The following is a 12,849-nucleotide window of genomic DNA, read 5'->3' on the forward strand; positions in this document are numbered from 1 at the left end:
CCGCGGAAAGCGTCCGCTCGGAACGGAAATCAACGGGATTGAAGGGAATCGGACTTTTTCAGTGCTCTCGGAGGCATTCACAAAGCACCGAAGCGGTATTAGCATAGAATCTAATTCATTCACTTGTTTCGTAACTTTTTAGTGGATTCCCGTATTCGTTTGATCAACATATATAGTTTGGTGTAGATAATATTCATCCGAGTAGGTGAAGTCTCCAACAACATATTTTGCAGTAAAAATACTAGAATCAGCCATGTAGGAATGGCTGATTCTATTTTTTTGCATTCATTTCAACGATACTATATCCATTAAACTAACGTGGTTTTATTCAATTCATGATTAATAATTGAATATATGATTTGTTTAATAGGTTTTGCAATTACTGAGTTCTTTCTATATTGTACATAGACATCATTTGGGATATTTCCAATCTCTTTAATATGCTTCACAATTAAAGCGCTTTCATTCAATGCGTCGACTCCTAGTGATGGTGTAATCCCAATCCCTAAACCATTTTCGACTATTGTTTTTAACATTTCATTATTATCAACTTCAATACGTTTTATATTGGGGATACCGATTAGTTGTTGTTCAATTTCTGTCCAAAGGGGGGAATTACGTTGATAACTTATCAATGTTTCATTTTCTAAATCATCAAGAGTGATCACTTCCTTATTGGCAAGGGGGTGGTTTTTCCCGATGATAACAACTAATTTATTATCGAATAGATATTCAGAGACAACTTCAGGTTTATGTGACAAAACATTTCTAGTGAAAACGAGGTCCATTTCACCAGATAAGATTTGCTGATTTAAAGTATTGGAATTTTCCCCCTCAATAATTTTTATGCCCAAATTTTCAATGGTTATGATGGAAGATAATAGTTCTATGATGAATGAATATGAATAACCTGGTGAAAATCCTATTCTTATGTTGGGGTATTTGGAGGAGCTGGTCACTTCTTTTGAATGGTTTATATAAGTTAATATGCTTGTGGCATATTCGAAGAAAACAATTCCTTCTCTGGATAAAATAATGTCTCTTCCCACTCTTTCGAATAATTGACAAAGCAGTTCATTTTCTAAGTTTTTTATTCTCGCGGTTATTGTAGGTTGGGTGACGTTTAATAGTTTCGCAGCTTTTGAGTAGCTTTTATGTTCAGCAATTGCCAGGAAAGTCTCTAATTGAGTTTGGTCCATATTAATCAATCACTCCTTTTAAATAATAGAATCATAAGAGCATAATGTAAATTGGTGTATTCCGAAATCAAACTCAAATCCGGTCTAAAAGACCCTAAGTTTGTATTTTCGCCAATAAATGCATTCTGGGGAATTTTATGGAACCGTATTACCTTATTATATCAATTACAAAGGCACATGCAAGTTGACTTTATCCCTCTACACTTAACCTCTCACGCATCATCCATTCTTGTGAAATCACTTCTTCCCTAGAAATGATGTATAGAAAATATCTTAAAAAAGACTTAAAACACAAAAAATATTCGATTGGTCTTTAGTCAGAGTAGTCCATATACTAAGAGTAAGTCAAATATACAGACTATTTAATGAGCTCTCGCGCTGGCAAAATGATGTCGCTATTCCTTGGTAATTGGACAAAAGTATACATAAACTTTCAAAATTACTTAGAGAAGGGCTAGCTAAAAAGCGGTGAGATTATGAATGGGAAGGTGTGAGACCAGTGTCAATCAAGATTTAAGCATTGACGATGAAAATCTATATTGATAGTTAACGGAAGTGTCCTCAAAGTACTGAGGGGAATCCAAGTATTTACATAGAGAATATTTGTAAGCGTTTTCTATGCGAGGAGAAAAAGAAGTTCAATATAGATGTAACACTTCTTATAGAAGAAGTTGCAGATCAAATAGAATTTCAGCTACAGATAGAGCGAAATTCATCTAGGGGCAAGTGATTCGTATCATTGGGGAAGTCAGAGTTTAAAAGGTAGACCATTTGATTCGTGGATGGGTGAATCAATTTAGTATCCCCGTTAGCAAAAGCTGTTGAATTGTACTCTCTAAAGTTTAAATACGATTTATACCTAGGAGGAAATTTAATGAAGAGTTATATTCGTGAAGACAAACAAGAATGTGAATTTGCAGTCCACCGCAGCGTTTTTACAGACCCTGAAATTTTGGAATCAGAAAGAGATGAAATCTTTAGTAAGTGTTGGTTGTATATTGGACATGAAACAGAACTACCGAAAAATGGAGATTTTAAGAGAAGGAAAATTGGCGGAAGAAACTTGCTATTCACACGTGGCAGTGACGGGATTATCAGGACGCTATATAATTCATGTCCGCACCGTGGCGCTTTAATAAGCCGCGAAAGTGAAGGAAACACGAAAGTATTTAGATGTTTCTACCACGCTTGGAGTTTTAAGAATGATGGAACATTAGTTGGAATGCCAGGAAAAGATGGTTTTCCAGATTCATTTAACTGTGATGGCGACAAAAACATGACACAGGTTAAACGTCTTGAAAGTTACCGAGGTTTCATGTTTGTAAACTTTGATAATGAAGCCATCTCCTTAGAAGACTATCTCGGAAATGCAAAAGAATACATTGACCTAGTTGCCGATCAATCAGAATTAGGAATGGAAGTTCTAGATGATCCACAGGAATACAGCGTACGTGCAAACTGGAAGTTAATCTCTGAAAACAGTGTCGATCTGTATCATGGGATGCCGACACATAAAACCTACTTTGATATTAAAGCGGCACAGGATCCTAATGTGAAAAAAGTAGTCCTTGAAGGAACGGGCAAAGACCTAGGAAACGGCCATGCAGTTATTGAATACAAAGCCCCTTGGGGAAGGCCAGTCGCCTATTGGACAGGCGCTTGGGAAGAAGAAGATAAAGAAGAAATAAACGAACTTAAGAATAAGTTAGTTGAAAGATTCGGTGAGGAAAGAGCTGAAAGAATTTCAGACTATAATCGCAACATCTTGATATTCCCTAACTTAGTGATTAACGACATCATGGCTGTTACTGCTCGGACTTATTATCCGGTTGAACCCGATTATATGGAGGTTACTGGTTATTCACTAGCACCTGTAGGCGAAAGTGACAAATTTAGACGTAGAAGAAACGATAATTTCCTTGAATTCCTAGGGCCAGGCGGCTTTGCTACTCCGGATGATAATGAAGCACTTGAACTGTGTCAGGAAGGTTACCTGAACAATAAAGAAGTTCAATGGAATGATATATCCAAAGGAATGAACAGAGAACAACCACATGCTACGGACGAAGAGCAAATGCGTAGTTTTTGGAGGCAATGGAATAAAGTAATAACGAAAGTAGAAGCGAAAGAGGAGGCCTTGATATGACAATTACACGTCAAGAAATTACGGACTTTCTATATCATGAGGCAGAACTTCTCGATGAATGGCAATTGGAAGAGTGGGCCGCATTATTTTCAATAGATGGTATTTACCAAGTCCCACCACTTGGCAATCCTGATGCAGATCCAGCAAAATCAATTTTTTATATAGACGATAACCGAGCTCGATTAGAAGAGAGAGCGAAAAGATTATTGAAAAAAGAAGCACATGTAGAATATCCACATTCAAAAACGGTAAGGAACATCCACAATGTAAGGATCAAAAGCCAAGAAGGTAATGAAGTGAGTGTCAGATGCAATTTCTCTACCTATCGAACAAAACGTGATGTGCTCGACTGTTTCGTTGGGGTTATCGATTACAAATTTGTTGTGAATGATAATGAAATTATCATACAAGAAAAGAAAGTGACACTAAAACTTGATAGTTTACGACCTCACGGGAAAATAAGTCTGATTTTATAAAGGTCTTGATTTCCCTCTATAAAAAACTAAGTTTTCGGATTAAACACTCGCGTCTTAGTGCTTTTAAAGCTATTCAGGAGGATGGATATGGATAAAAAGGATGAAGTATTTGATATAACGATTATCGGTGGAGGACCAGTTGGATTATTTACTGCCTTTTACGCGGGTATGCGTCAAGCATCTGTAAAAATCATTGAAAGCCTACCACAACTAGGAGGACAACTTTCAGCTCTGTATCCGGAAAAGGATATATACGATATTGCTGGATTCCCTAAAGTAGGGGCTCAGGAGCTAGTTGATCGACTAACGGAGCAGATGAAGCAATTTGAAACGACAACCTGTCTGGGACAAGCTGTGGAGACTGTTGAAAAAGGGCTAGATGATGTATTTAAAATAACGACATCTACAGACATTCATTACTCAAAAACAATCATTATTACTGCTGGAAACGGCGCATTTCAACCTAAGAAAATGAATATTGAAGGTGAAGATAAATTTGCCGATAAAAACGTTCATTATTTTGTTACAAATATAAATGAATTTGCCGGTAAAAAAGTGGTTCTATTTGGTGGTGGGGATTCCGCGCTGGATTGGGCATTAATGCTTGAGCCAATCGCGGAAAAGGTCACACTTATTCATCGAAGGGATAAGTTCCGTGCACACGAGCATAGTGTTGAGTTGTTAAAACGATCCACAGTTGAAGTGTTAACTCCTTATATACCAATAGAACTAGTGGGTGATGAGGAAGTTGAAAAAGTAATCATCAAAGAAGCAAAGGGCGATGGAATAATTGAAATTGAAGCAGATGCAGTGCTTGTCAATTATGGATTTGTTTCCTCTCTGGGGCCTATTGGAAATTGGGGACTGGAAATCGAGAAGAACTCTATCGTTGTAAATTCCAATATGGAAACGAATATTGCCGGTATTTACGCAACTGGAGACATTTGCACATATAAAGGAAAAGTGAAGTTGATTGCGACTGGATTTGGTGAATCGCCTATAGCTGTAAGCAATGCAAAAGTGTTTATAGATCCTACAGTGAGATTTCAAGCTCCGCACAGTACAACCATAATGGATGATAAAGAACAATCGAAAAGAGAAAAAGTAGGCGCAACTTCATCACTATAAGCTGTCGTTATGAACTCTACTAAATTGCATGCTTCCGAGAGAGGTAGTATGGCAAATAGTGCGTAAACCAAAAACTAGATGAGGAGATGTCAAAATGGTCAAATACACGACGGTTGATCAGGATACATGTATCGCCTGCGGTGCATGTGGTGCAGCAGCACCAGATTTATTTGATTATAATGATGAAGGAATTTCCTTTGCTATCCTAGATGACAACATAGGAAATACACCTGTATCGGAAGATTTGGTAGAAGACTTAGAAGACGCTTATGAAAGTTGTCCATCGAATTCAATATTAATGGCGGATGAACCTTTTAATTGTGAAAAGGTTGTGGCCAGTTAACAAAAGCGTCGATTATTTGGGTAAATTCATGGTTCCTTCGTGACTTGAGAACACCTTTTGGTGGGATGAAGCATAGTGGAATCGGAAGAACTGGTGGCTCACATAGCCTTGAATTCTTCTCGGAACTATCAAACGTCACAATTAAGTTATAAAAGGGAGTGTAGAGGGATGACTACTGAAGTTGCAACGAAACGTAAACAGTTTGCTGATCAATTAGTAGAAGCAGAAGAGACGCTAATTGGCATATCACCACTCACTTCAGTTGAGCCGAAGCTTACTATTGAAGAAGCTTACGCTATCCAACTAGAAAATGTTGAGAGAAAAGTAGCACAAGGCCAAAAGATTGTAGGAAAGAAAATTGGACTAACGTCAAAAGCAATGCAATCGCTACTTGGAGTCGATGAACCAGATTATGGACATCTGCTCGATAGTATGGTCGTTGAAAATGGAAGTGCTGTCCCGAAACAAAGAGTCCTTCAAGCGAAAGTGGAAGGTGAAATCGCATTCGTTTTGAAGAAAGATTTAAGAGGGCCAAATGTGACAACGCTTGATGTCTTACAAGCGACGGATTACATATTGCCTGCGATTGAAATCGTAGATAGTAGAATTTCAGACTGGAAGATTAAGTTGCCGGATACAGTTGCCGATAATGCTTCATCCGCCTTCTATGTCCTTGGCGGGAAACCGACAAAGCTAGAAGATGTCGATCTTGAATTGATCGGAATGGTACTAACGAAAAATGGTGAAATCGTCAATACGGGTGTAGGCGCAGCCGCACTCGGAAATCCGGCAAAATGTGTTGCGTGGCTAGCCAATCGATTGGCGGATTTCGACATCCCTCTTCTTGCAGGAGAAGTAATTCTTTCAGGCGCACTTTCAGCAGCGGTAGAAGCGAAAGAAGGAGACGCATTCACAGTTAAGTTTGCCCATTTGGGAGAAGTAAGTGTTCATTTTTAATAGAAGGAAAGGAGAATATCATGAGTAGAGTAAAAGTGGCCGTATTAGGCTCAGGCAATATCGGAACTGATTTAATGATGAAATTAAGTAGATCTACAGTTCTAGAATTAACGACGGTAATTGGTATTGATCCTAAATCGGACGGTTTGAAAAGAGCCAAGGAATTAGGCTATGTCACGATTGATAATGGAATAGATGGATTTATGGAAAGACCTGAGCTTGCAGATATCGTCTTTGATGCAACTTCTGCAAAAGCACATATCCGTAATGCAAAACTATTAGGAGAAGCCGGTATTAAAGTAATTGATTTGACACCTGCTGCAATCGGTCCAATCGTTGTTCCACCGGTCAATTTACTTGATCATTTGGATGCTGAAAATATCAATTTAATCACATGTGGCGGTCAAGCTACGATTCCGATCGTCAATGCGATTCACCAAGTACAGCCTGTTGATTATGCAGAAATTGTAGCGACAATTTCAAGTAAAAGCGCAGGTCCAGGTACGAGGGCAAATATTGATGAGTTTACGCAAACAACTTCCCGCGGCATTGAAGAAGTTGGCGGTGCCAAAAAAGGGAAAGCCATTATCATTTTAAATCCTGCAGAACCACCAATTCTAATGCGAGATACAGTTCATGTATTGGTGGAAGGTGAAGCTAAGCAGGAAGAAATAACCGCTTCTATTCGAGCAATGGAAACAAAAGTTCAAGCGTATGTGCCGGGCTATAGAATCAGACAAGAGCCCATTTTTGATGGGTCGTCTGTCACAGTCTTCATCGAAGTAGAAGGAGCTGGCGATTACCTGCCAGTCTACTCTGGAAACCTCGATATTATGACGGCAGCATCAGTGGAAGTGGCTGAAGCATGGGCCAAACATAGAGTAGAAAACGCAGTCGTGTGAAAAAGGAGATGAAAGAAACAATGGCAGAAACGCGGGATGTATTGATCACAGAAGTAGCGTTAAGGGATGGGAGTCATGCCGTCCGTCACCAATTTACGGTGGAACAAGTGACGAATGTCGCGAAAGCATTGGATGGCGCGAATGTGCCGTATATCGAAGTTTCGCACGGGGATGGCCTTGGTGGATCTTCACTGCAATTTGGTTTGTCTTTGATAGATGAAATGGAACTGATCGAGGCAGCAGCCTCCGTTGTTGAGCAAGCTAAAATTGCAGTGCTCCTCATACCAGGAATTGGTACAATGCCTCAGTTGAAAGAGGCGGCGGGACTTGGTGCAAAAATGGCACGAATCGCAACGCATGTAACAGAAGCCGATGTATCGCATCAGCATATTGCGTTAGCGAAAGAGCTCGGAATGGAAGCAGTCGGATTTCTAATGATGTCCCATATGGCTCCACCCGAAAAAATCGTGGAACAAGCGAAATTAATGGAGAGCTATGGGGCGGATTCAATCTACGTTGTTGACTCGGCGGGTGCACTCTTACCGCATCAAGTAGGAGAAAGAATTCGCGCGTTGAAAGCCAATTTGTCTGTAGATATCGGATTCCATGCCCATAATAATATGTCACTCGCGTTGGCTAATACACTTGTCGCAATTGAAGAAGGTGCGACGCGAATCGATGGCAGTATTCGTTGTCTTGGAGCAGGAGCAGGCAATACGCAAACAGAAGTCGCAGTAGCTGTTCTCGAAAAGATGAACATTAAAACAGGAATTGATGTATTCAAGATGATGGATATTGCAGAAGAATTGATTGCACCAATGTTAGAAAAACCACAAGAAATTACGAGAGATAGTCTTGTACTTGGTTATGCGGGTGTCTATTCAAGCTTCTTGTTGCATGCACAAAAGGCGGCACAAAAGTTCGGTATTGATTCTCGGTCAATTTTAGTGGAATTGGGCAAGTTACAAGTAGTTGGCGGCCAAGAAGACATGATCATGGATGTGGCAGCCGAACTAGCGAAGAAAAAAATCGCAATTGGTGTATAAGGGGGCTATTTAATGGAAGCGACAAAAGTGAAAGAAATTGCTAGTTATTTGGTTGCTGGTGAAGTAGAAAAGCGTGAAATAGAAAAAGTGACAGCACGATTGAGGCCCGAATTAACAGTTGAAGAAGGGTATCTCGTTCAACAAGAGCTTGTTTCAATGAAATTGGCTGAAGGCCGTAAGATTGTTGGTCCTAAAATGGGATTGACAAGCAAAGCAAAAATGGACCAAATGAATGTCAATGAACCGATTTATGGATACGTTTTCGATTATATGTTAATCGACAACGGAGGGGAAGTATCCCTTAGCGATTTGATCCATCCGAAAGTGGAAGCGGAAATCGCATTTGTAATTGGGGAAGACATTGTAGGGCCTGGCGTGACAGGTGCTCAAGTGTTGGCGAAAACTGAATTGGTCGTTCCGGCGCTAGAAATTATCGATAGCCGTTATGAAAATTTCAATTTCACATTGCCTGATGTAGTGGCAGACAATGCTTCCACGTCAAGAGTCGTGTTTGGTACGACATTGAAAAGTCCAGACGAATTTGAACTGGATCTAGTCGGCGCTACATTAACGATTAATGGCGAATTGAAAGAGTCAGGAGCTGGAGCGGCTGTTCTCGGTCATCCTGCGAATGCGATTGCAATGCTCGCCAATATGCTTGCTAAAAAAGGCGACAAAGTTCGAAAAGGCGACGTCATTCTATCAGGTGCAATCACAGGTGCCGTGTTACTTGAAAAAGGCGATGTAGTAAGAGGCAAATTTGATGGTCTTGGCGAAGTATCATTTACTGTAACCGAATAAATTCTAAAGCAAGAGAGGTGTTCAAGTATGCCGTTAATCCAGGTAAGTATTATAGAAGGTAGACCGAAAGAGAAAGTTTCTGAATTAATTGTAAATATTACGCAAACGGTTTCTGAAACATTGGATGCACCAGTAGAAAATATTAGAGTACTCGTTACAGAGATACCTAAAACGCATTGGGGTAAATCCGGAAAACCGATTTCGGAACAAACGAAATAAAATATAGTCTTACTAAATTGAGCGTATTCTTTTATTAAAAAAATAAAACATTGGATAGGGGAAATGAAATTATGAGTATATCAGCTGACAAAATTGTTGAGGAACAATCACTTTTGAAAGAATTAGAACAGTACACAAGAAGTATTGCACATCTTGGGCACGTAGAAATTGGCGTGACTGATTTAGAAAAATCATTGTGGTTTTTCACAGAAGTAATGGGCCTTTATGTTTCTGATACTGAAGACGACAGAGTCTATCTAAGAGCTTGGCAAGATTTCGATCATCATACACTTATCCTTAAACAGTCAGATACATCTGGCGTTAAACAAGTCGGCTGGCGCGTAAGTTCGGAAAAAGCTTTGAAAGCATTTGAAAGACAATTCAAGGATATGGGCATAGACCACAAATGGATTGAAGCTGGAGAGAAAAAAGCACAGGGTGATTCGATTCAATTTAGATCTCCTGCAGGTTTACCAGTTGAATTGTATTGGGAGAAAGAAAAGTATGACCGGACGAGTAATCCAGAGATTGCTTCGAAACTACCAAGTCATCCTAGTAAATACACAGGTAAAGGGGTATCACCACGCCGCTTTGACCATGTCAACTTTATGGTGAATAATGTGGAAGAAGAGCAGAAATGGTGGAGTGAATTACTAGGCATTCACCACCGTTATTATGTTCAAAATCAGGAAGATGTTCGTATCGGTTCATGGTTGAGCCGTACAAATGTTGCACACGAAATTGCTTTAATGCGTAATGCAAATCAGGATGGCGCACTTTTCCATCACTTGGCTTACTATTTGGATTCACCAGACGAGCTTATCAGAGCAGCGAACTTAATGGCTGAAAATGATATTAAAATCGAATGGGGCCCAGGTAAACATGGTACAAGTGGTGCACAGTTCATCTATGTCATCGAACCTTCTGGAAACCGTGTAGAAATTTGGACAGGTGGCTTCTTGATCTTCGCACCAGATTGGGAACCAATCGAATGGAATCCAGAAGTTGGACTATTGGGTCTTGACCTATGGGGTAGCGTTGCTCCAGAAAGTTACTTCAAGTACGGAACAAAATTACTGTAATTCAATGATCTTGAGATGTAGAAAAAAATAGGGTTTTACGAGTGAGGTAGATAGAGTTATATGTCTACCTCACTCCATTTTTATAAAGATTTAATGAAAAGGGGATGTTTTTGTTGTCAAAAAAGAATTTACGTATTGATTTTCATACGCATATCATACCGGAATTTTTCCCGGATATGGCAGCTAAGTACGGAGATGATCGTTGGCCGACGATGAATCGGACATGCGATTGTGGTGCTGAGATTATGATTAAAGGTAAATCCTTCCGGAAAATAACGGACCAGGCGTGGGATGTGGAAAAACGCCTTGCGGATATGGACAAAGAAGGCATCGATATTCAAGTCTTATCTCCGATACCTGTCACATTTGCTTATTGGTCGGATCCTGAAGCTGGTTTAGAACTTTCGAAGGTACAAAATGACTTTATCGCTTCAGTGGTCAATGAGACACCTGATCGGTTTATCGGTTTGGGTACAGTCCCTTTGCAGGACATAGATATTGCGATTGCAGAAATGGATAGAGCGGTAAATCAATTAGGGTTAAAAGGGATTCAAATTGGCTCCAATGTCAATGATCTAAATCTGGATGACAGCTCCATGGAGAAATTTTTTGAAGCTGCGGAGAAATGGAATGTTCCACTTTTCGTTCACCCATGGAAGACATTAGGCGGAGAGAGAATGCCGAGACATAACTTTATGTATAGTATTGGAATGCCTTCTGAAACGGCACTTGCAGCAGGTAGTTTAATTATGAGTGGCATGATGGACAAGTTCCCTGACTTGAAAATATGTTTTGCGCATGGCGGCGGTTCTTTACCGTATTTATTGCCTAGAATGGACAAAGCTTGGGAAGTTTGGCCGGAAATCAGAAATACTGTGCATCCACCGAGTCATTATGCAAAGAAATTATATTATGATTCTCTCGTTTACGACCCTAGGAATCTTCAATACATGATTGAACGATTTGGTCCGGAACAAATCATTGCTGGATCAGATTACCCGTTCTTACTACGTGAAGCGCCATCAGGTAGAGTTGTAGACGAATTGACATCATTGTCAGAGGAAGATGCTCAACTAATTCTAGGGCAAAATGCGCTTAAATTTTTAGGTTTGCATGAAATGGCTGTTTCTAAATAAATTCCAATGCTTTATTAGGCACCTGAATAACATTAGCGTTTATAGAGGAGGAAAAAATTCTGCGTTCAATCGATGTTAGCCGTACCGTAGATAATTCAAAATTTAACCGTTTTCACGCCCTTATTGTGTTTTGGTGTGCTTTTATCATTGTCTGTGACGGATTTGATTTAGTGGTTTATGGTGCTGTTGTATCTGTATTAATGGATGAATGGTCGTTAACATCCGTTCAAGCAGGTACCATAGGAAGCTATGCTCTAATTGGTATGATGTTTGGAGCATTTATTTTTGCACCACTGGCTGATAAAATTGGACGTAAAAAGATTATAATTTTCTGTATGCTTCTCTTCACCTCTTTCACGGGTCTAATTGCATTTGCCAATAGCCCTACGGAATTTGGAATCTATCGTTTTGTTTCAGGTTTAGGATTAGGAGGGGTGTTCCCGGTTACAGTAGCATTAATGACCGAGTACGCACCAAGAAAAATGAAAAATACGTTAGTTACGCTAATGTTATGCGGCTATGGAGTTGGCGGGATTTTAGCATCAGGACTAGGAATTTTCCTTATTCCTAATTTTGGTTGGCAATCAATGTTTTTAGTAGGTGCTTTGCCCCTACTCGCCATACCGTTTATTTACAAATTTCTACCTGAGTCACTTGGGTTTCTTGTCGCCAAAAATCAAAAGAAAAAGGTCGGTCAGCTATTATCCAAACTGGATCCTTCATATACGCCTCAGGATGATGACAAGTATGAGATTGTCATTCCTTCTAGAACGGGTATTCCAGTAAAAAAATTATTTGCAAATGGACGGACTCCAAGTACTTTATTATTTTGGACCAACTTTTTTTTATGCTTATTAATCACTTATGGATTAAGTACCTGGCTACCAAGGTTAATGTCCCAAGCAGGGTATGCTTTAGGGTCAAGTTTAACGTTTCTCTTAGTGTTAAATGTAGGTGGTATTTTAGGGTCGCTTATAGGCGGTTGGCTGGCAGACCGTTGGGATACTAAAAAAGTGTTGATCATCTATTTCAGCTTGAATGTAGTCTCTTTAACTTTAATGGGAACTCATCCCAATGCATTTGTGCTATATGTTCTTGTAGCAATCGCGGGTGCTACAACGATCGGAACACAAATTATCCTCTATTCTTACGCTTCACAATATTATCCTATTGAAATTCGTTCAACAGGTATAGGGTGGGCATCTGGTGTAGGTAGATTAGGTGGAATCGTTGGCCCAATGTTCGGAGGGATTCTATTGGCTGCTAATTTGCCGCTCCAACAAAACTTTTTGGTATTGACTATTCCAGGAATTATTGCCGCAATTGCTATTTCCTTAGTACGTGAAAAGAAAAATTCGATACAATCGACACAAATATCTCCTGAAATATATAAGTCAGCCAAAAATCTGTAAAA

The 12,849-nt window shown here is 39.6% G+C and carries 13 protein-coding genes and 1 pseudogene; 13 read left to right on the plus strand and 1 reads right to left on the minus strand.

The window, feature by feature from the left end; all coding sequences use genetic code 11:
* Nucleotides 1-308: 308 nt before the first annotated feature.
* Nucleotides 309-1,199, minus strand: coding sequence for a LysR family transcriptional regulator (locus AC25Y6_RS14790; RefSeq protein WP_482104003.1), 891 nt, complete (start codon nucleotides 1,197-1,199; stop codon nucleotides 309-311).
* A gap of 874 nt (nucleotides 1,200-2,073) precedes the next feature.
* On the opposite strand from AC25Y6_RS14790, the gene AC25Y6_RS14795 reads away from it, so the two are divergent.
* The 13 genes and pseudogenes from AC25Y6_RS14795 (at nucleotide 2,074) to AC25Y6_RS14855 (ending at nucleotide 12,847) form a co-directional block, all read left to right on the plus strand.
* A complete protein-coding gene (locus AC25Y6_RS14795) occupies nucleotides 2,074-3,345 on the plus strand; it encodes an aromatic ring-hydroxylating oxygenase subunit alpha (protein WP_482100551.1) in 1,272 nt (423 codons plus the stop codon).
* Nucleotides 3,342-3,821 carry an aromatic-ring-hydroxylating dioxygenase subunit beta gene (locus tag AC25Y6_RS14800; protein WP_482100552.1) on the plus strand — a complete coding sequence of 160 codons (480 nt, stop codon included), beginning with the start codon at nucleotides 3,342-3,344 and terminating at the stop codon, nucleotides 3,819-3,821. Before AC25Y6_RS14795 ends, AC25Y6_RS14800 begins: the two co-directional genes overlap by 4 nt.
* Before the next feature lie 87 nt (nucleotides 3,822-3,908).
* Nucleotides 3,909-4,949 (plus strand): NAD(P)/FAD-dependent oxidoreductase, encoded by a 1,041-nt coding sequence (locus AC25Y6_RS14805; protein ID WP_488143562.1) that lies wholly within the window; start codon nucleotides 3,909-3,911, stop codon nucleotides 4,947-4,949.
* Nucleotides 4,950-5,043: 94 nt separating this feature from the next.
* Nucleotides 5,044-5,292 (plus strand): ferredoxin, encoded by a 249-nt coding sequence (locus tag AC25Y6_RS14810; protein WP_482100554.1) that lies wholly within the window; start codon nucleotides 5,044-5,046, stop codon nucleotides 5,290-5,292.
* Between the two features lie 2 nt (nucleotides 5,293-5,294).
* Nucleotides 5,295-5,444, plus strand: a pseudogene (locus AC25Y6_RS14815) (aldehyde dehydrogenase family protein); the annotation flags it as partial.
* Between the two features lie 16 nt (nucleotides 5,445-5,460).
* Nucleotides 5,461-6,249 (plus strand): 2-keto-4-pentenoate hydratase, encoded by a 789-nt coding sequence (locus tag AC25Y6_RS14820; RefSeq protein WP_482100555.1) that lies wholly within the window; start codon nucleotides 5,461-5,463, stop codon nucleotides 6,247-6,249.
* Nucleotides 6,250-6,269: 20 nt separating this feature from the next.
* Nucleotides 6,270-7,151 (plus strand): acetaldehyde dehydrogenase (acetylating), encoded by an 882-nt coding sequence (locus AC25Y6_RS14825; RefSeq protein WP_482104007.1) that lies wholly within the window; start codon nucleotides 6,270-6,272, stop codon nucleotides 7,149-7,151.
* A 20-nt stretch (nucleotides 7,152-7,171) separates the two neighbouring features.
* Entirely contained in the window at nucleotides 7,172-8,197 is a 1,026-nt protein-coding gene (gene dmpG, locus AC25Y6_RS14830) for a 4-hydroxy-2-oxovalerate aldolase (protein WP_488143563.1), read from the plus strand.
* 12 nt (nucleotides 8,198-8,209) lie between these two features.
* The gene (locus AC25Y6_RS14835) at nucleotides 8,210-8,998 is read left to right on the plus strand and encodes a 2-keto-4-pentenoate hydratase (RefSeq protein WP_488143564.1); all 789 of its coding nucleotides are present in this window, start codon (nucleotides 8,210-8,212) and stop codon (nucleotides 8,996-8,998) included.
* On the plus strand, nucleotides 8,999-9,217 hold the full coding sequence (locus AC25Y6_RS14840; protein ID WP_482100616.1) for a 4-oxalocrotonate tautomerase: 219 nt from the start codon (nucleotides 8,999-9,001) through the stop codon (nucleotides 9,215-9,217). It abuts the gene before it with no gap.
* 71 nt (nucleotides 9,218-9,288) lie between these two features.
* The gene (locus AC25Y6_RS14845; protein WP_488139274.1) at nucleotides 9,289-10,299 is read left to right on the plus strand and encodes a VOC family protein; all 1,011 of its coding nucleotides are present in this window, start codon (nucleotides 9,289-9,291) and stop codon (nucleotides 10,297-10,299) included.
* Between the two features lie 113 nt (nucleotides 10,300-10,412).
* On the plus strand, nucleotides 10,413-11,435 hold the full coding sequence (locus tag AC25Y6_RS14850; RefSeq protein WP_482104012.1) for an amidohydrolase family protein: 1,023 nt from the start codon (nucleotides 10,413-10,415) through the stop codon (nucleotides 11,433-11,435).
* A 68-nt stretch (nucleotides 11,436-11,503) separates the two neighbouring features.
* Nucleotides 11,504-12,847 carry an MFS transporter gene (locus AC25Y6_RS14855; RefSeq protein WP_488143599.1) on the plus strand — a complete coding sequence of 448 codons (1,344 nt, stop codon included), beginning with the start codon at nucleotides 11,504-11,506 and terminating at the stop codon, nucleotides 12,845-12,847.
* The last annotated feature ends 2 nt before the right edge of the window (nucleotides 12,848-12,849 follow it).

The sequence above is a fragment of the Sporosarcina sp. Y1004 genome, from assembly GCF_057669665.1.